This is a genomic window from Rhodococcus sp. ABRD24, from assembly GCF_004328705.1.
In the GTDB taxonomy this organism is placed as follows: Bacteria; Actinomycetota; Actinomycetes; order Mycobacteriales; family Mycobacteriaceae; genus Prescottella.
On record NZ_CP035319.1, the window covers coordinates 545,433 to 563,319 of the forward strand.

A 17,887-nucleotide genomic window follows, 5' to 3' on the forward strand; every position below is an offset into this window, starting at 1 on the left:
CGCAACCAATCCGGCAGGTCACCGACTGAAGGAGCACAAACGTGGCTTTCACCACGGCCGAAGAGGTCATCAAGTACATCGCCGACGAAAAAGTCGAGTATGTGGACATCCGTTTCAGCGACCTGCCTGGCGTCCAGCAGCACTTCTCGATCCCGGCCTCGGCGTTCAACCAGGACGTGTTCGAAGACGGCCTCGCGTTCGACGGTTCCTCGGTGCGCGGCTTCCAGTCCATCCACGAGTCGGACATGATGCTGCTGCCCGATGTCGCGACAGCACGGATCGACCCGTTCCGGGCGGCCCGCACGCTGAACATCAACTTCTTCGTCCACGATCCGTTCACCCGCGAGGCCTACAGCCGCGACCCGCGTAACGTCGCCCGTAAGGCTGAGGAGTACCTGGTCAGCACCGGCATCGCCGACACCGCGTTCTTCGGGGCCGAGGCCGAGTTCTACATCTTCGACTCGGTCCGCTACGACTCCGGCATGAACGGTGCGTTCTACGAGCTGGACTCGATCTCGGGCGCGTGGAATACCGGCAACGAGGTCAACGCCGACGGCAGCCCGAACCTCGGATACAAGGTCCGCGCCAAGGGTGGCTACTTCCCCGTCGCGCCGTACGACCACTACGTCGACCTGCGCGACGAGATCTCCACCAACCTGACCAACGCGGGCCTCGAGCTCGAGCGCGGCCACCACGAGGTGGGTACCGGCGGCCAGCAGGAGATCAACTACAAGTTCAACACCCTGCTCGCCGCTGCCGATGACCTGCAGCTGTTCAAGTACATCGTCAAGAACACCTGCTGGCAGCACGGAAAGTCCGCTACTTTCATGCCGAAGCCGCTGTTCGGTGACAACGGCTCGGGCATGCACGTGCACCAGTCCCTGTGGAAGGACGGCAAGCCGCTGTTCCACGACGAGGCCGGTTACGCGGGCCTGTCGGATATGGCACGTCACTACATCGGCGGCATCCTGCACCACGCGCCGTCGCTGCTGGCCTTCACCAACCCGACGATCAACTCGTACCACCGTCTGGTGCCGGGCTACGAGGCCCCCATCAACCTGGTGTACAGCCAGCGCAACCGCTCCGCGGCCGTGCGTATCCCGATCACCGGCAACAACCCGAAGGCCAAGCGCCTCGAGTTCCGCGCACCGGACTCCTCGGGCAACCCGTACCTGAACTTCGCGGCTCAGATGATGGCCGGCCTGGACGGCATCAAGAACAAGATCGAGCCGATGGCTCCGGTAGACAAGGATCTCTACGAGCTCCCGCCGGAGGAGGCCCGCAACATCCCGCAGGCCCCCACCAACCTCGAGACCGTCATCAACCGCCTCGAGGCGGACCACGACTACCTCACCGAGGGTGGAGTCTTCACCACCGACCTCATCGAGACCTGGATCTCGATCAAGCGGGAGCAGGAAATCGCTCCGGTCAACCTGCGGCCGCACCCCTACGAGTTCCAGCTGTACTACGACGTGTAAGTCGCTGACCAATCTGACCTGCACTTACGTCGTCAGATGAACTGAGATCCCCCGACGAAAGCGGCGAGCCCGTCACCCTGCAACACAGGGTGACGGGCTCGCGGCCGTAGACCGGTGCGATTCGAAATCAGTACCGGCTGGCACCCGAGAACGGCATCGCGTCCACCGGGGAGACCTTGACATTCTCGCCCTCGGTCGGCGCGTGGACGACGCTGCCGTTGCCGATGTAGATACCGACGTGGTCGGCACCGTAGAAGGCAACCACGTCACCGGGCTGCAGGTTGGACTTCGCGACGGGGGTTCCGCTCGCCGCCTGGTCGTAGCTGGTCCGCGGTACGGACTTGCCGGCCTGCTTGTAGGCCCACTGCACCAGTCCGGAGCAATCGAAGGAGTTCGGACCGGTCGCGCCCCACACGTACGGGGAGCCGACCTTGGACTGTGCGGCGTTGGCCGCAGCCTGGCCGGTGGAGCTGGCGACCGGAGTCGCCTGAATCGAGGAACCACCCCCGCTGGGAGCCGTGAAGGGCTGCGCCATGGCGGGAGCGACGGGGATCGCGAGGGCACCGACAGCGACTGCTCCGATCAGCAGACCGCGAGTGGTACGGGTCAGTCGGTCGTTCTTCTTCTGCAGGCTCTTGTCAGCCATTCGAGGGTCCTCCGGGTTTTTGCTTCGGGTCCGACACCTCGTGTGGCGTCGGTCTTCGGGCACAACCCAGAGTTCCGTCGTTATCGAATCGAGACACCGGCAGAACTACCCCCATGGGTACCTGTTTCGATATCCACGTATGCGCGCCTCCCCACAGAAACTCGCTGACCTGCACAAACAATGGACGCGAAGTGTGCTCCCGATCACCCTGAGGACCGTGACAGCAGTGTGACACGGGTCATCACAGGACCGTTACGCGCCAGTTGAATGCCGATTGCAGGCATTCCCGCCCGGACGAGGCGGGACGTGCGCTCCGGTCGAGCCGCTCAATTCGGACACGTCAGAATCAAGAAACTAAGGCCATCCTATCTTTTGTTATGCTCACCTAACCACCCGGTCCGGGTGCATGCTGTCACGACTGAACAGCAACCGCGTCAAGTCTTCTCGGAGCCTCATGTCGACCCCACCTCGTTCCCCGAACCCGACCGCCGCTCTCACCCGCCGAGACCTCATGCGCTCGATGGGCGTCGCAACGCTCGCCCTCGGGGCCCTGGGCATCTCTGCCTGCTCGAGCCGCGACACAGTCGCCGAGACCGCCGATATCGGCGACGTAGTCGGCCCGATCACGATCGTCGACCAGTACCGGAACACCGTCACGTTCGACACCCCGGTCGGCCGGATAGCGTCGGCCATCATCCCGGTGCCGTCGATGATCATCGGTTCGGACCAGTCCACCGCCCGCAACGTCGGCGTCAACCAGGTCGCGATCTCGATGGCCTCGAAGGGCATGCTGGGCACGATGTTCCCGCAGTTCCTCGACACCCCGGTGGTGGCCGGCAACGACTTCGTGCCAAACGTCGAGCACATCCTCAGCCTGAACCCGGACGTCGTGATCCAGTGGGGCGACAAGGGCGACGACATCGTCGCGCCGCTGCGCAACGCCGGCCTGAAGGTGATCCTGCTCAAGTACGGCACGCAGGAGGATCTCGAGGCCTGGATCCAGATCTTCGGTGAACTGCTGGGCAAGAAGGCCGAGGCCGACGCAGTGCTCGCGAAGATGGCCGACGACCGCGCGCTGGTCGAGAAGACCGCCGCGGCGCACGCGTCGACCGCCCCGAAGGTGCTGTACCTGTACAACGCGCCGGAGATCAAGGTCGGCGCCGACAACAGTTACATGGACTTCTGGATCAAGCTCGCCGGCGGCAACAACGTCGCGTCCGGCGCGGGTAGCGGCTCGAGCCTCGGCGTCACCCGAGAGCAGGTGCTCGGCTGGGACCCGGAGGTGTTGATCCTCGGCAACTTCGAGCCGACGACCCCCGCCGACGTCTATGCCGACCCCAAGTGGGCGTCGCTGTCCGCGGCGAAGAACAAGCGGGTCTACAAGGCCCCGATCGGCGGCTTCTCGTGGGACCCGCCGTGCAACGAGTCGAACCTGATGTGGCTGTGGGTGAACTCGGTGTTCTTCCCGGACGTGAACCACGAACTGCGCCAGCGCATCCGAGCGACGTACCGCATGCTGTACGCGTACGACGTCACCGATGCGGACGTCGACCGCATTCTCCAGATGCCAGCCAACTCGGGCAGCGCGGGCTATGACGCCTTCCGTGCTTGAGACCGTAACCGAGCAGCGGACGCGGCGGTCGTCGCGCCTGCTCGTGCCGGTGGTCCTCACCGTCGGGATCGTCGCGGTCGGACTGATCTCGCTGTCGGTGGGCCGCTACACGGTCCCGGTCAACGAGGTGGCCCGCATCCTGATCAACGAGGTGATCTCACTCCCCCAGACGTGGACCGAGGCCGAATCCAACGTCGTTCTCGGCGTGCGGCTTCCACGGGTCCTGCTGGGGATGCTCGTCGGCGGTGGCCTGGCGCTGGGCGGTGCCGCACTGCAGGCCACGTTCCGCAATCCGCTGGTGAGCCCGCAGATCCTGGGGGTGTCCTCGGGTGCGTCGTTCGGCGGTGTGCTGGCCCTGATGTTCGGGCTGGGCTCGACGTTCCTGGTCGGCGGCGCGTTCCTGTTCGGCCTCGCCGCGCTCGGCATGGTGCTGCTGATCGGCCGGAGCCGGTCGGGCGGCGCGCTCCTGATGATCGTGCTCGGCGGTGTCGTCACGAGTGCGTTCTTCTCGGCACTGGTGTCGTTCATCACCTACGTCGCCGACCCGTACACCACGCTCCCGTCGATCGTGTTCTGGCTCATGGGTTCCCTCGCCACCGCGGACATGGCGAAGGTGCTGATCGCGGCGATACCCATCCTCGCGGGCTCCGCCGTCATCATCGGACTGCGCTGGCGGATCAACATCCTCTCGCTCGGCGACGACGACGCCGCCTCGCTGGGTGTCGACCCGGGTCGGCTGCGGGCCCTGCTGCTGACGATGGTGGCACTCATGACTGCCGGCGCGGTCGCCGTGTCGGGCGTCATCGGCTGGGTGGGCTTGGTGGTTCCGCACATCGCCCGGCTGTGGGTCGGACCCGATCACCGGATCTCGATGCCGACGACGTTCGTGCTCGGCGCCGCATATCTGACGATCATCGACACGCTCTCGCGCACCGTCAGTTCCGGTGAGATCCCGCTCGGCATCCTCACCGCGATCATCGGTGCCCCGGTGTTCGTTCTGCTGCTCCGGAATTCGCGTAGACAGGCCTTCATCGATGCTTGAGATTCAGGACGCCGGTTTCCACTACCCGCGCCGGGACTGGGTGTTCCGGCACGCGAACCTGCGGATCGAGGGCGGTATCACGTCGATCCTGGGACCCAACGGCCAGGGCAAGACGACGCTGCTCCGGTGTATCGCGGGGCTCACGCCGTTGCGCGAGGGGCGGGTGGAGCGGGACACCGCGATCGGCTACGTCCCACAGGCCGCCCTGTCGAGCTTTGCGTACTCGGTGTTCGACATGGTCCTGATGGGCCGGGCGAAGAAGGTCTCGGCCTTCGCGGTGCCCGGTAGGGCCGACGTCGCCCGTACCCGCGAGGTCCTGGACCGGGTCGGCATCGGCGATCTCGCTCGGCGCAGCTTTGCCGAACTGTCCGGCGGCCAGAGGCAACTGGTGCTCATCGCGCGGGCGCTGGCGTCGGACGCCACGTTCATGATCCTCGACGAGCCGGTCTCGGCCCTGGACCTGCGCAACCAGGCGAGGGTGTTGGAACTGCTGCGCGACCTGGCAGCGGACGGCATGGGCATCCTGCTCACCACGCATCACCCCGATCACGCGCTACATCTGGGCGGGCGCGCGATCGTGATGCGTGCGCCGGAGGACATCCGGCTCGGCCCCGTCGCCGATCTCGTCACCGACGGAATGCTCACCGACCTATACGGCATCGAGGTGGTGAGTGCCACCGTCGACGACCGCGGCGCTCCTCGCACCCTGCTCTACACCCGTTACGACACACTCGCGGCCGCCGAACCCGCGGCCACCCTTCAGAAGGCTTCACGATGACTCTCGACACGACTGCACCGCAGTCACTTCCACCGGTCCTGCACCTGGTGATGGGTACCAACTCCGGCATGTCCGGCGGCACATCCACCGGCCGGTGCGTGCAGCCCGTCGACCTGTACGACCTGGACACCCTGAACCTGGACGGCGTCCGCGGCCTGCTGATCAACGGCAACTGCGATCAGATCTTCCTCGAACGCCGACGCGACCTGCTCACCGACTTCGTCACCGCCGGTGGGCGCATCGCGATCATGGGTCACCCGCTCAACGACTTCCTGCCGGGGTTGGGCCAGTGGCGCAAGCTGCAGTACTCGGGCCCCAAGGATCTGGCGATCACCGCCGGCGACCCCCACCCGGTGTGGGAGGGTGTCGATCCCGCCGACGTCAGTTTCCGGCGCGGGGTGTCCGGTTTCTACGGCCGCGGCTACAGCCAGAAGCTGACCGACGGCGCCGTCGTGACCAACCGCATCGGACGGCACGCGCTGCCCGTCGACTACGTGTATCCGCTCGGTGCCGGCGAGGTGCTGGTGCACGGCGGCATCGATCTGGCCGTCTACCAGGAGGATCCGAACACCTCCGCCCGCATCTTCCCGCAGCTGCTCACGTGGCTGGCCCAGCAGGAGGCACAGGCATGACCACCGTCGAACCCTTCGCCCGCACCGACCGCGCACCCCGCTCCAGGCGCCGACTGGCTCTTGTTCACGGTGGATCGCACTTCCACCTGCAGACGCTGAAGGACCCGGCGGTGATCGCACACCAGCCCGAGTTCCTGTACCTCGCGGACCTCGCCGACGGCGTCCTCGACGACTTCGACACCGTGATCCTCGCCGACCGACTGCACCCCGAACTGCTTCGCCGGCACACCGCGCAGATCCTCGCGGTCGCCGAGCGCGGCGGGACCCTCGTCGTCCTCGGCGAGAACGCCGCGCACACCTGGCTGCCCGGTGTGACGTGGACCGCGCGGCCCACCAACTTCTGGTGGTGGCTCGAGGGCGAGGATCCACTGATCCGCACCCGCAGCCCCGAACACGAGGCGTGGGAATACCTTTCGACGAAGTCGGTGATCTGGCACCACCACGGGCTGCTGCACACCGACGCCGACGTCGTGCCGCTGCTGGTGTCGGAGGAGCCCGACGAGAACGGCGACCTGCGCGACGCCGGGATGATGCTGTTCGAGGACACCGTCTCCACGCCGGGCCGGATCATCGCCACCACGCTGGACCCGACCTACCACCACGGCAACAACTTCATGCCGGGGTCGACGCGCTTCCTCTACGCACTGCTGCGTTGGCTGGACAACACCGGCAACTAGAGCGTGTCTCGCCATCGGCGGCGGCTCAGTGCGCGTTGATCGAGCCGATACCACCCTCGATCGGTGAACGTGGCGGGCGTCTGTTCCTGAACACTCGGAAGGGCCTCGAGGGAACCTGCGCCCGCCACGTCCGCCCTGCTTCCTGAGCGCAAACACCGGGACTCTGTCGGCACGCCTGATGCCCGAGACAACTGCCTTTGCGTCAACTTTCCGGCACGCACCCCGGATGAATCGATAGCGGGCACGCCAGCGTATGTGTCAGAGCAGAAGGACTGACAGCCGACTTCGTCCACGCTCAGCGCATTCCTCGTCTGGAGGTGACCATGTCGTGCAACGCACTCCGACGCCGTGGCGCAGCCACCGTCGCGGCAATCCCGGTCGCGTTCGTCATGTCGTTTCCAGCCGGGCTGTCGACTGCTGGAGCGGCCCCAACCGACACCGTCCTCCCGGTCCCCGTGGTCGGTCTCGCGACAGGCCCGACAGGGTTCCCGGGCCCGCCAGTGGCTCAACGAGTCACTGCCCGGACCGATCCCGCAGCACCGGGCACGACATTGTTCCTCGGTACCGAGATGCTCTACTGCGCGTGCGCTGTCCATTGGCGAAATGTCACGACCGGCGCGACCGGGGTCGTCAATCTCTGGACACAGGAGGCTGTGAAGGGTGAGAGTGCCGGTCCCCAACTATCGGGGTCGCGCTTCTCCGGCGCAACCGTTTCGGCGACGATGCCGTAGGCGAGAGCAGCGACGATGAGCGTGACTGCGGCACTGCCGATCGAGGCGAGCCAGCGTCCGAACCGGAACTGCTGTTTCAAAGCGGCCGCGCCGAACAGTCACACCATCGTCGCGGGGACGAACACCACCAGACCGAAAGCGCCCACGAAAACCCAAGTGATCAGCACGTCTCCGAGCATCGGCCAGCGATTGCTCTCGAGTCCTGCTGCCAGTACCGAGACGACAAGCAGAAGGATCGGGAGAAATGCCACGCACGCGACCCAGCCGGTGTCACGCGGCTGCCACTCGATACTGGCAAGTGGATCCTTTTGAGGCTCCTCACTCATCCCGTCACGCTGGCACAGCGTCTGCCACATGCCCTGCATGTTCACCACTGCCGAAGGGGATGTCGACTCCAGCCGGACGGCGACCGGGATTCCCTCGGATCGACGTCCGCCCGGATGGTCCGTCGCCCGCCACTTACGGCTGAAAGGCACCGGAACCGGAGGGGCCATACGCCAACCCCTTCCGGCCTGTGCCCCGGATCGTAAACGCCCGGAGCCTGCCAGGAAGTCTGAGCACGAGACAACCATTGACTCGAACACACATTCGAACTAAGCTGACCTCATGAATCCGGGGGGACTCAAGAACTCGAGCATCGCAGCCACTGCGCTGCAGCCCGACGACGTGCGCCGACTCCCCGAAATCTCACTCCTGCAGGGGACGGTCGACGTCTCTCGCGAGATCGAACGCCTCGAAGCGTTGCGGGTTGCGATGGTCGCCGAGGTCCACGAGCGTGCCGTCTCGTTCGACACCCTCGGATTCCGCAGCGTCAAACAGTGGCTCGCCGCCAACACGCTGCTGGAAGTGTCGACCGCGGGACGGATCCTCGCGTTGGGGCGGATGCTCGGCCGGCAACCCGAGATCGCCGACGCCTTCAACGCGGGTGACATTTCCGCCGAGCATGCCGCGCTGATCGGAAAGTTCTGCGAAACCCCGCCGCGCGGCATGCCGAACGAAGCACTGGATGCGTGCCGGAAAGTGCTGCTGGACAGCGCCACCGGACCCACCGCCACCACCACGACGGTCCGCAGCTGCATCAGCAAGCTCGAGCGGATCTTCGAATCCGACGAACTCCCGCCGAGCGAAGACACTGAGCGCAACGAGTTCCACGCCTCGAAAACACTGAACGGGCGCGTCGCGGTGAAGGGTGATCTCGATGCCGTGACCGGTGAGATGCTCCTGACCGCGCTGTCCGCACTGACGAAGCCACGCAACCCGGCCGACGACCCAGCCGGTGCCCGTACGCCGGCACGGCAGCGAGCCGATGCGTTCGCGGAAATCCTGCGCCGCTACCTCGACTCCGGCGACGCACCGATCGAAGGCGGAGAACGACCCCACCTGTCCCTGCACGTGAATGCCTCCGATCTTGCCCGCAGTGAGGCAGACCACGAGAGCCTTGGGTCAGACGGTAATCCGGACCTGTTCGGCGACAAAGACATCGCACGCATGCCCCACATGGGCCCACTCTCGATCGCGACTGCCCGCAGGTTGGCGTGCGACTGCCACCTCACCCCGATCGTCATGAGCGACGGAGTGCCACTGAACCTGGGGAGAACAACCCGCACCGTGTCGAAGAAGCAGCGGCGCGCGTTGATCGCCCGTGATCACGGCTGTGCTTTCCCTGGCTGCGGAGCACCGCCCGCCCACTGCGAGGGCCACCACGTCATGCATTGGGCCGACGGCGGACCCACCGACCTCGACAACCTCGCCCTACTCTGCGGCTACCATCACAGGCTGCTCCACCACTCCCACTGGGAGATGAAGATCGGCACCGACCGACACCCGTGGTTCACGCCGCCATCGACGGTAGATCCCTACAAGAAGCCCATCCCCGCCCACAACCGGGCAGGACCGCGAGCTGCATGACGCGACAGCCGGCACCCGAACCGGGTGCCGGCCATCGCGGAGTGGTCCCGGTCGGACACCAAATCCCGCAGGCGCGTGACACGCTAGCCCCGTCCCGGGACCTGAGTCCTGCGGTGCCCTAGAGCTGAAGGGTCCCTTCAGCCGATCGAGGGGAACGTCAGTCGACGTCGTAGACCTCGGTGGCCGGCACCGCCAGCAAACGGTCGGTCATCTCCTGCTTGAGTACAACCAGGCGTGCCTCGTCGGCCTCGGTGCGGCCGCTCGTGTTCACCAGTTCGATGAACTCGTCCGCCACGAAGCCCTCGCGCACTTGCACCGTCACGGTGTGGCCTCGGTAGCTGAGCCGGAAGACGTAGTTGGCGAGGGTGTTTCCTCGGTCCGGCCGTGCCAGCGCGGGATCCACCACGTAGCGGCCGCCGGTGACCGCGCGGGTCACCATCTCGAACGCGTCCCGCACGCCCGGTCCCCCGTGCGCCGTGGCGATCTTCATCTCCCGACGCTCCACCGGGCGACCGTCGTCGAGCAGCGGCAGCGCGCGCCCCAGCACCTGGAACGCGTGCGCGACGCCGCCCGGCGCGTTGGGGCCGTGGTACTTCAACAGTTCGTCGAACGAGTAGACGAGCGGCGTCCCGCCCTCGACGACCGACAACGCGGTGTGCACCGTCACTCGCCCCCGAACACCCGCTGCACCACGGCTTTCGCCCGCCGGGTGATCCGCAGGTAGTTGTCGAGGAACTCGTTCGCGTCCCCACCTGGCCATCCCGCCACCTGCGCGACCGCCGCAAGCACCTTGCCCGGGCCCGGCAGCTGGTCGGTGGGCTTACCGCGCACCAACACCAGCGCATTGCGGGCCTTCGTCGCGGTGAGCCACGCATCGCGTAGCAGTTCGATGTCGGTCTCGCTCAACAGCTCCGCAGCACCGATCGCGTCCAGAGTCTCGAGCGTCGACGTGTTGTGCAGCGCCGGAATCTCGTGTGCGTACCGCAGCTGGATCAGCTGTACGGTCCACTCGACGTCCGCGAGTCCGCCGCGACCGAGCTTGGTGTGGGTGGCGGGGTCCGCTCCCCGCGGCAATCGCTCGGAGTCCACGCGAGCCTTGATCCGCCGAATCTCGCGGACCGCCTGCTCCGATACGCCGCCCTCGGGGTAGCGCGTCGAATCGATCATGTGCAGGAACCGTAGTCCCAGATCCGCGTCACCTGCCACCGCATGAGCCCGCAGCAGCGCCTGCACCTCCCACGACTGCGCCCACTGCGCGTAGTACGCCTGGTACGACGCGAGCGTCCGCACCAACGGGCCGCTTCGCCCCTCGGGCCGCAGCCCGATATCGACCTCGAGCGGCGGATCCATGCTGGGCGCACCCAGCAGAGACCGCACCTTGTCCCCGATACTGTTGGCCCACTTGACTGCTCGGGTCTCGTCAACGCCCTCTCTGGGTTCACACACGAACAGCACGTCTGCGTCGGAGCCGTACCCGAGTTCACCGCCGCCGAGTCGGCCCATGCCGATCACTGCGAACTCCGCGGGCGCGGGCTCACCCGTCTCCGCCTCACTCGCCCGGATGACCGCGGCCAATGCGGCGTTGAGCACTGCGGCCCACACCGACGACAATGCGCGGCACACCTGCGGAACATCGAGCATCCCGAGGATGTCCGCGCTCGCGATACGGGCCAGCTCGTAGCGGCGCAGCGAACGCGCCGCTCCGACCGCCCGCACCGGATCCATGTGCCGCGCCGACGACGACAGGATTCCGCGGGCTACGTCCTCGGGCTGAGGCTCGAGCAGGCGCGGCCCGGACGGGCCGTCAGCGAACAGCCGGATCACATCCGGCGCTTTGATCAGCAGGTCCGGAATGTAAGCCGACGACCCGAGCACCGTCATGAGTCGCTGCGCCACCGACGCCTCGTCGCGGAGGAGACGCAGGAACCACGTAGCGTCGGTGAGGGCCTCCGACAGCCGCCGATAGGCGAGCAGACCCGCGTCGGGATCCGGTGTGTCGCCGAGCCATTCGAGCAGCGTCGGCAGCAGCAGCGCCTGGATTCGCCCCTTCCGCGATGCCCCACCGGTGAGCGCTACCAGATGGCCGAGCGCGTTCTCCGGTGCGGTGTAGCCGAGAGCGGCGAGCTGGCGAACGGCGGCATCGGGGCTCAGCCGCAGCGCCTCCTTGTCGATGCGCGCCACCGACTCGAGCAGCGGGCGATAGAACAGCTTGGCGTGCAGACGCCGGACCCGGTGCGAATTGCGCTTGATCTCGGCATTGAGCACCCCGAGCGCATCGTTGCGTCCGTCCGGGCGCATGTGGGCAGCGCGAGCGAGCCAGCGTAGCGCCTCCTCGTCCTCGGGCGGCGGCAGCGTGTGCGTGCGCTTGAGCTTCTGCAACTGCAACCGGTGCTCGAGCAGACGCAGGAACTCGTACGACGCAGTCAGATTCGCCGCGTCATCGCGTCCGACGTACCCCTCGGCCGCCAATGCGGCAAGGGCATCGACAGTGCTCTTGACCCGTAGCGACAGGTCGACGCGGCCGTGTACCAGCTGCAGCAGCTGCACCGCGAACTCGACATCACGCAGGCTGCCGCGGCCGAGCTTGAGTTCGCGCTCCCGCAGCTCCGGCGGCACCGATTCTTCGACCCGTCGACGCATGGCCTGCACTTCGGTAACGAAGTCCTCGCGCTCGGATGCCGTCCACACCATCGGACCCAGAGCATCGGTGTACTGCCGCCCCAGCTCGAGATCGCCGGTCATCGGCCGAGCCTTGAGCAGCGCCTGGAACTCCCATGTCTTCGCCCAGCGCTTGTAGTACGCCACGTGCGAATCGAGCGTGCGGACCAGTTCGCCGCGCTTGCCTTCGGGCCGCAGTGCGGCGTCCACCTCGAAGAATGCGGACGACCCGATTCGCATCATTTCGCCGGCGATCCGGCTCGCGACCGCGTCCGACGGTTCCGCGACGAAAACGACATCCACGTCACTGACGTAGTTCAGTTCGCGCGCGCCGCACTTGCCCATCGCGATGACCGCGATCCGCGTCGGACACGGCTCGTCCGGGCACACCGTCGCAACACCTACCGCCAGCGCGGCAGTCAACGCCGCGTCAGCCATGTCCGAGAGCTGCTGTCCCACAATCTCGTACGGCACCACCGGTTCGTTCTCGACAGTGGCAGCCAAGTCGGCCGCAGCGAGGATCATCATCTGATCCCGGTAGCACTTCCTCAGCGCCGCAACGGCTTCCGGACCAGTGAGCGCGGCCCGATACAGCATGGACGACGCATGGGGGCCGGTCTCAGGGGTGGCACCGACACTCGCGAGCAACCGCCGGGTCAGCTCCTCACGCGTCGGCAGCTGAACGTCGCCGGCGAGCAGCTTCCACGACGCCGGATCGGCGACGAGGTGGTCACCGAACGCGCTCGAGGCACCGAGCAGGCCGAACAGTCGGCCGCGCAGCCCCTTGTCTGTCCGCAGGGCAGCGTCGAGCACGGCCCAGGAACCCTCGAGCCCATCTCGTAGCCGCACCAGAGTTCGCAACGCCAGATCGGCGTTGGCCGCGCGCGACAGCGCCCACAGCAGTTCGATGCCGTCGACGTTCGACCAGCCGAGCGCCTCGAGCTCCGCCGGCGCGGTCGGCTCGACCAATCCCAACCGGCCTGCACCGGGCACCGTGGACCGATTGGGTGGCGGCTTCAACGTGATCCTCCGACCTGTGCGTCATGACGAGCCACACTCGGAACGGCCGGACAGGGCACGCTTTTCACCTCTTCGGAATCGGCTGGCGGTCGGGGCCGGACGGTCACAGACCCAGGTAGGCCTTGAGCTCGTACGGGGTGACGTGACTGCGGTACTCCTCCCACTCCCGGCGCTTGTTGCGCAGGAAGAAGTCGAAGACGTGCTCGCCCAGAGCCTCCGCGACCAGTTCGGACTTCTCCATCTCGCGCAACGCCTCGACGAGGCTGCCCGGCAGCGAGCGGTAACCCATCGCCCGGCGCTCGGCCGCGGTGAGCGACCACACGTCGTCCTCCGCCTCCGGCGGCAGTTCGTAGCCCTTCTCGATGCCGCGCAGACCGGCAGCGAGCAGTACCGCGAACGTCAGGTAGGGGTTGCAGGCTGAATCAGGGCTGCGGATCTCGACGCGCCTCGACGACGCCTTGTTCGGCGTGTACATCGGCACCCGCACCAGTGCGGACCGGTTGGACGGACCCCACGTGGCCGCGGTCGGCGCCTCGCCGCCGTGCACGAGACGCTTGTAGGAGTTCACCCACTGGTTGGTCACCGCGCTGATCTCGTGAGCATGCTCGAGAATTCCGGCGATGAACGCCTTACCCGTCGCCGACAGCTGCATCGGATCGTCAGGGTTGTGGAAGGCGTTGGTGTCACCTTCGAACAGACTCATGTGCGTGTGCATCGCCGAGCCGGCCTGACCGCCGAACGGCTTGGGCATGAATGACGCCCGCACGCCCTCGTCGATCGCGACCTCCTTGACGACGTAGCGGAACGTCATCACGTTGTCCGCCATCGAGAGTGCGTCGGCGTAGCGCAGGTCGATCTCCTGCTGACCCGGTGCGGCCTCGTGGTGACTGAACTCCACCGAAATGCCCATCGACTCGAGCGCGTCGATTGCGTGGCGCCGAAAGTTCGGGGCTCGATCGTGCACCGCCTGGTCGAAATAGCCGCCGTTGTCGGCCGGCACCGGCGGGGTGCCGTCGATCGGTCCGTTCTCGATCAGGAAGAACTCGATCTCGGGGTGTACGTAGCACGAGAACCCGAGGTCACTGGCCTTGCTCAACTGACGGCGCAGCACGTGCCGCGGGTCCGCCCACGACGGCGTCCCGTCGGGCATCGCGATGTCGCAGAACATGCGCGCCGTGTGCTGGGCGCCGTCCTTGTGCGCCCAAGGCAGGATCTGGAATGTCGACGCGTCCGGCTTGGCAACGGTGTCGGCCTCCGAGACCCGGGAGAAGCCCTCGATCGCGGAGCCGTCGAACCCGATGCCCTCCTCGAAGGCTCCCTCGAGTTCCGCGGGCGCAATCGCCACCGATTTGAGGTACCCGAGCACGTCCGTGAACCACAGTCGAACGAACCGAATATCGCGCTCTTCGAGGGTGCGAAGCACGAACTCCTTTTGGCGATCCATGCCCGCGAGACTAGGCAAACTGCGTTAAATCTGTGTTACATCGTGAAATCGGTCTCGTCCGGTCCAGCTCAGCACATCAGATCGGGATCCGGAATCGTGAGGTCAACGAAGTAGTCCGTGACGGGATCGTCGATACACGACACCCCGTCGAATGCCGCGGTGTGCTGCGTCCCCCGGTAGGTGATGAGGGCGCCACCGAGTTGCTTGGCGAGGTCGACACCGGCTTGGTAGGGGGTGGCCGGGTCCTCGGTCGTGGAAATCACCACCAGCGTCGGCAGGCCCCGCACGTCCAGACTGTGCGGCGCACCGGTGGGGGGAACCGGCCAGAACGCGCACGTATCCAACGGTGCCTGGCCTGTGCCGCGTCCATCGTCGAGGAACGGCGCGGCCTGCCGGTAGCGCATGTCGGCCTCACCGGCGACGGCCCGGTCGGTGATCGGCGGATCGTCGACACAGCGGACGGCGTTGAAGGCGTCCTCGAGGTTGGAGTAGCTGCCATCGTCCTGCCTTCCCTCATATCGGTCGGCAAGCAGGAGCAACGTGTCTCCGCGTCCCTCGGCCAGCGCACCGAGTCCAGCACGCAGCGAACCCCACAGGCTCGGCGAGTACAGCGCCTGCTGCACCCCCGTGAGCGCATCGGAGTAGCTCAGCCCCCGAGGATCGGTGGTGGCCGCCGGACGATCGACGAGCGGGTCGACAAGTGCCCGGAACCGGGCATCGGCCTTGCTCGGATCGGTGCCGAGCGGGCACTGCGCCGATGTGGCGCAGTCCGCGGCGAACGCGTCGAACGCCCGCTGGAATCCGACGCCCTGGAGCACGACCTCCTCGACGGGGCTCTGCTCGGGATCGAGTGCGCCGTCGAGAACCATGGCCCGCACGTTCTGCGGGAATGTCTCCGCATACACAGTCCCGATGCGGGTGCCGTACGAGAAGCCGAGGTAGTTGAGCGTCGCGTCGCCGAGCACCGAGCGGATGACGTCCATGTCGCGCACGACCTCGCGGGTTCCGACATGCGCGAGCAACGGCGCGCCCGACCGTTCTGCGCACAGCGCCGCGTACGTGCGGTTCTTGTCCTCGGTACGCGCGATGCCCTGCGGGCTCATGTCGAGATCGGATTCACGCCGTTCAGCATCGGTCTCCTGCGGTGTCCTGCACCGAACCTGCGGGGTAGAGGCGCCGATGCCGCGCGGGTCGAAGCCGATCACATCGAACCGCTCGGCCACCTCGGTTCCCTCCGCAACGGACGCGGTACTCAATCCCGACGCACCGGGTCCACCCGGGTTGACGAGCAGCGAACCCAACTTCTGCCCGGTCGCGGGCGACCGGGAAATCGCGATCTCGGCAGTGTCGCCGTCCGGGGCGTCGTAGTCGAGCGGCACGGTGACTCGGGCGCACTGGAGGCTCGGGCTCAGCTCCTCGTCACCGGTGTCGAAGTTGTCGCACGACTCCCACGCGATCTGCTGCGTGTAGAACGACTCGAGTCCGGCCGGAATCTGTCCCGCCCCCGCGACCGCCGGTTCCGCAACTGAAGAGCCTGCGACAGCCCCCGGCGCAGGGTCCGCGCTGCAACCCGCCGCGACGACGATGACAGCCGCGCAGGCGGCCACAAGGAACGTTCGACGTCTGCAATGCATGACTTCGATCGTGCCACGCGCTCGTGAACCTCCGGGCCGGGCGCTCGTGAACCTCCGGGCCGGGAAGGATCGGCCAACGGTGTGACGAAGAGCACCGAATCGGCCTCTTCGCGGCCCCGCAGAGCGGTGGCAGACTTGGCATCGTCAGCACTCCCAACCCGGGGACCCGCACAGGCGGGCCTCGAGGCCAGAAAGGGACAACGATGTCCGATAACGCTGTCTACGGTTCTCCCGGTTCTGCCGGTTCCGCGGCGCCCAGGCGCAAGACGCGCATCCATCACCTTCAGACGATGAAGTCAGAGGGCACCCGGTGGGCGGAGCTCACTGCCTACGACTACTCCAGCGCCCGGCTCTTCGAGGAGGCGGGCATCCCAGTGCTGCTCGTGGGCGATTCGGCTGCGAACGTGGTCTACGGCTACGACACGACCGTGCCGGTCACCATCGAGGAGATGCTCCCCCTCGTGCGGGGCGTGGTGCGCGGCGCGCCCCATGCCCTCGTCATTGCCGACCTCCCGTTCGGCACGTACGAAGCCTCCCCCCAGCAGGCACTCGAGACCGCCTTCCGCTTCATGAAGGAAGGCTTTGCGCACGCAGTCAAGCTCGAGGGCGGCGAACGCGTGGCGCCGCAGATCGCGGCCCTGACCGCCGCCGGGATCCCGGTTCAGGCGCACATCGGCTTCACCCCGCAGTCCGTCAACACCCTCGGCGGCTTCCGCGTGCAGGGCCGCGGTGACGGCGCCGAGCAGCTCATCGCCGACGCCATCGCCGTGCAGGAGGCCGGCGCGTTCTCTGTCGTGATGGAGATGGTGCCGGCCGAGCTCGCCGGTCAGGTGACTCGCAAGCTCACGATCCCGACGGTCGGTATCGGCGCGGGCAACGAATGCGACGCACAGGTGCTGGTGTGGCAGGACATGGCCGGCTTCACCAGCGGTAAGACGGCCAAGTTCGTCAAGCGCTTCGGCGAGGTCGGCGACGCACTGCGCGACGCGGCGGCCGCATATGCCACCGAGGTCGCTGCCGGAACATTCCCCGCCGAGGAACACAGCTTCTGACGGCTCCTCGTTCGCTTCCGAGACAGGGGCGCCGACCGACGCGCGGCCGGTGCCCCTGATCTTTGGCACACTCGACATCCCCGGCGCTCCGGGGACAGCCGGAAGCAATTCCCATCCCCGCAGAAAGCCCAGGTGCACCATGACCCCACGCCGAGGACGTCTCGCGACGGCCGCCGCCACCGCCACCGCCGTCGCTCTGATCAGCGGATGCAGCAGCGGCACCGGCGATTCCCCGACACCGGGCCAAAGTGCACACACCGCGGGGTCCACGGCCCCCACTGGGAACAGCGGCCCCGTTGCAGGTGTGAGCGACGCTCAGGCAGCCCAGCTGTGCACGGACATCGAGGCGCAGCTGCAGAACTGGCGGACCTACACCCCGACGCTCGGCAAGGGCGGGCTCAACACCGTCGTCGGGTCGTGGGCCACCGACAACGGGATGAACCTGCTGGAGCTGGCCGGTAACCGCGGACAGATCGACACCATCACCACCCTGCAGTGCCCGCAGGTGCGGCAGGGGGCACTCGACGCCCTAGAGATCCCGGATCTTGCCTCCGGGCTGATCGGCTTCTGACCCG

16 protein-coding genes are annotated in these 17,887 nt (G+C 66.9%); 9 read left to right on the forward strand and 7 right to left on the reverse strand.

What is annotated here, in order from left to right; genetic code table 11:
* Positions 1 to 41: 41 nt before the first annotated feature.
* The gene (glnA, locus tag ERC79_RS02305; RefSeq protein ID WP_131575381.1) at positions 42 to 1,478 is read left to right on the forward strand and encodes a type I glutamate--ammonia ligase; all 1,437 of its coding nucleotides are present in this window, start codon (positions 42 to 44) and stop codon (positions 1,476 to 1,478) included.
* Positions 1,479 to 1,605: 127 nt separating this feature from the next.
* On the opposite strand, the gene ERC79_RS02310 is transcribed toward glnA (ERC79_RS02305), so the two are convergent.
* Positions 1,606 to 2,124, reverse strand: coding sequence for a C40 family peptidase (locus tag ERC79_RS02310; RefSeq protein WP_165497032.1), 519 nt, complete (start codon positions 2,122 to 2,124; stop codon positions 1,606 to 1,608).
* Between the two features lie 454 nt (positions 2,125 to 2,578).
* Here ERC79_RS02310 and ERC79_RS02315 point away from each other — a divergent pair, with 454 nt between their 5' ends.
* The 5 genes from ERC79_RS02315 to ERC79_RS02335 are packed head-to-tail and all read left to right on the forward strand — an operon-like array spanning position 2,579 to position 6,865.
* A complete protein-coding gene (locus ERC79_RS02315; protein ID WP_131575383.1) occupies positions 2,579 to 3,736 on the forward strand; it encodes an ABC transporter substrate-binding protein in 1,158 nt (385 codons plus the stop codon).
* Positions 3,717 to 4,778, forward strand: coding sequence for an iron ABC transporter permease (locus ERC79_RS02320; protein WP_131575385.1), 1,062 nt, complete (start codon positions 3,717 to 3,719; stop codon positions 4,776 to 4,778). Before ERC79_RS02315 ends, ERC79_RS02320 begins: the two co-directional genes overlap by 20 nt.
* Positions 4,771 to 5,556 (forward strand): ABC transporter ATP-binding protein, encoded by a 786-nt coding sequence (locus ERC79_RS02325; RefSeq protein ID WP_131575387.1) that lies wholly within the window; start codon positions 4,771 to 4,773, stop codon positions 5,554 to 5,556. The genes ERC79_RS02320 and ERC79_RS02325 overlap by 8 nt, the downstream gene beginning before the upstream one ends.
* Complete coding sequence (locus ERC79_RS02330; protein WP_131575389.1) at positions 5,553 to 6,188, forward strand: hypothetical protein; 636 nt, start codon at positions 5,553 to 5,555, stop codon at positions 6,186 to 6,188. Before ERC79_RS02325 ends, ERC79_RS02330 begins: the two co-directional genes overlap by 4 nt.
* The gene (locus tag ERC79_RS02335; RefSeq protein ID WP_131575391.1) at positions 6,185 to 6,865 is read left to right on the forward strand and encodes a hypothetical protein; all 681 of its coding nucleotides are present in this window, start codon (positions 6,185 to 6,187) and stop codon (positions 6,863 to 6,865) included. The genes ERC79_RS02330 and ERC79_RS02335 overlap by 4 nt, the downstream gene beginning before the upstream one ends.
* A gap of 574 nt (positions 6,866 to 7,439) precedes the next feature.
* Here the strand turns inward: ERC79_RS02335 and ERC79_RS22905 are convergent.
* On the reverse strand, positions 7,440 to 7,676 hold the full coding sequence (locus ERC79_RS22905; protein WP_165497033.1) for a hypothetical protein: 237 nt from the start codon (positions 7,674 to 7,676) through the stop codon (positions 7,440 to 7,442).
* A gap of 18 nt (positions 7,677 to 7,694) precedes the next feature.
* Positions 7,695 to 8,090 (reverse strand): hypothetical protein, encoded by a 396-nt coding sequence (locus tag ERC79_RS02345; RefSeq protein WP_131575395.1) that lies wholly within the window; start codon positions 8,088 to 8,090, stop codon positions 7,695 to 7,697.
* Between the two features lie 112 nt (positions 8,091 to 8,202).
* Between ERC79_RS02345 and ERC79_RS02350 the strand changes: the two genes are divergently transcribed.
* Positions 8,203 to 9,504 carry an HNH endonuclease signature motif containing protein gene (locus ERC79_RS02350; RefSeq protein ID WP_131575397.1) on the forward strand — a complete coding sequence of 434 codons (1,302 nt, stop codon included), beginning with the start codon at positions 8,203 to 8,205 and terminating at the stop codon, positions 9,502 to 9,504.
* Positions 9,505 to 9,661: 157 nt separating this feature from the next.
* Here the strand turns inward: ERC79_RS02350 and ERC79_RS02355 are convergent, their stop codons facing one another.
* The 4 genes from ERC79_RS02355 to ERC79_RS02370 form a co-directional block, all read right to left on the reverse strand.
* Entirely contained in the window at positions 9,662 to 10,165 is a 504-nt protein-coding gene (locus ERC79_RS02355; protein ID WP_131580656.1) for a hypothetical protein, read from the reverse strand.
* Between the two features lie 2 nt (positions 10,166 to 10,167).
* Positions 10,168 to 13,188 carry a bifunctional [glutamine synthetase] adenylyltransferase/[glutamine synthetase]-adenylyl-L-tyrosine phosphorylase gene (locus ERC79_RS02360; RefSeq protein ID WP_131575399.1) on the reverse strand — a complete coding sequence of 1,007 codons (3,021 nt, stop codon included), beginning with the start codon at positions 13,186 to 13,188 and terminating at the stop codon, positions 10,168 to 10,170.
* A 97-nt stretch (positions 13,189 to 13,285) separates the two neighbouring features.
* Positions 13,286 to 14,626, reverse strand: a complete 1,341-nt coding sequence (gene glnA, locus ERC79_RS02365) for a type I glutamate--ammonia ligase (protein WP_131575401.1) — start codon at positions 14,624 to 14,626, stop codon at positions 13,286 to 13,288.
* A 68-nt stretch (positions 14,627 to 14,694) separates the two neighbouring features.
* Complete coding sequence (locus ERC79_RS02370) at positions 14,695 to 16,260, reverse strand: alpha/beta hydrolase (protein WP_131575403.1); 1,566 nt, start codon at positions 16,258 to 16,260, stop codon at positions 14,695 to 14,697.
* Between the two features lie 203 nt (positions 16,261 to 16,463).
* Between ERC79_RS02370 and panB the strand changes: the two genes are divergently transcribed.
* Both panB and ERC79_RS02380 read left to right on the forward strand, forming a co-directional pair.
* Positions 16,464 to 17,312, forward strand: a complete 849-nt coding sequence (gene panB / locus ERC79_RS02375; RefSeq protein ID WP_131575405.1) for a 3-methyl-2-oxobutanoate hydroxymethyltransferase — start codon at positions 16,464 to 16,466, stop codon at positions 17,310 to 17,312.
* A gap of 139 nt (positions 17,313 to 17,451) precedes the next feature.
* On the forward strand, positions 17,452 to 17,883 hold the full coding sequence (locus ERC79_RS02380; protein WP_131575406.1) for a hypothetical protein: 432 nt from the start codon (positions 17,452 to 17,454) through the stop codon (positions 17,881 to 17,883).
* The last annotated feature ends 4 nt before the right edge of the window (positions 17,884 to 17,887 follow it).

Bases quoted from the DNA above. Each gene is read 5' to 3' on its own strand.
- ERC79_RS02310 (WP_165497032.1), bottom strand. From the start codon at position 2,124: ATGGCTGACAAGAGCCTGCAGAAGAAGAACGACCGACTGACCCGTACC.
- ERC79_RS02315 (WP_131575383.1), top strand. From the start codon at position 2,579: ATGTCGACCCCACCTCGTTCCCCGAACCCGACCGCCGCTCTCACCCGC.
- ERC79_RS02320 (WP_131575385.1), top strand. From the start codon at position 3,717: ATGACGCCTTCCGTGCTTGAGACCGTAACCGAGCAGCGGACGCGGCGG.
- ERC79_RS02325 (WP_131575387.1), top strand. From the start codon at position 4,771: ATGCTTGAGATTCAGGACGCCGGTTTCCACTACCCGCGCCGGGACTGG.
- ERC79_RS02330 (WP_131575389.1), top strand. From the start codon at position 5,553: ATGACTCTCGACACGACTGCACCGCAGTCACTTCCACCGGTCCTGCAC.
- ERC79_RS02335 (WP_131575391.1), top strand. From the start codon at position 6,185: ATGACCACCGTCGAACCCTTCGCCCGCACCGACCGCGCACCCCGCTCC.
- ERC79_RS02345 (WP_131575395.1), bottom strand. From the start codon at position 8,090: ATGGCCCCTCCGGTTCCGGTGCCTTTCAGCCGTAAGTGGCGGGCGACG.
- ERC79_RS02350 (WP_131575397.1), top strand. From the start codon at position 8,203: ATGAATCCGGGGGGACTCAAGAACTCGAGCATCGCAGCCACTGCGCTG.
- glnA (WP_131575401.1), bottom strand. From the start codon at position 14,626: ATGGATCGCCAAAAGGAGTTCGTGCTTCGCACCCTCGAAGAGCGCGAT.
- ERC79_RS02370 (WP_131575403.1), bottom strand. From the start codon at position 16,260: ATGCATTGCAGACGTCGAACGTTCCTTGTGGCCGCCTGCGCGGCTGTC.
- panB (WP_131575405.1), top strand. From the start codon at position 16,464: ATGTCCGATAACGCTGTCTACGGTTCTCCCGGTTCTGCCGGTTCCGCG.
- ERC79_RS02380 (WP_131575406.1), top strand. From the start codon at position 17,452: ATGACCCCACGCCGAGGACGTCTCGCGACGGCCGCCGCCACCGCCACC.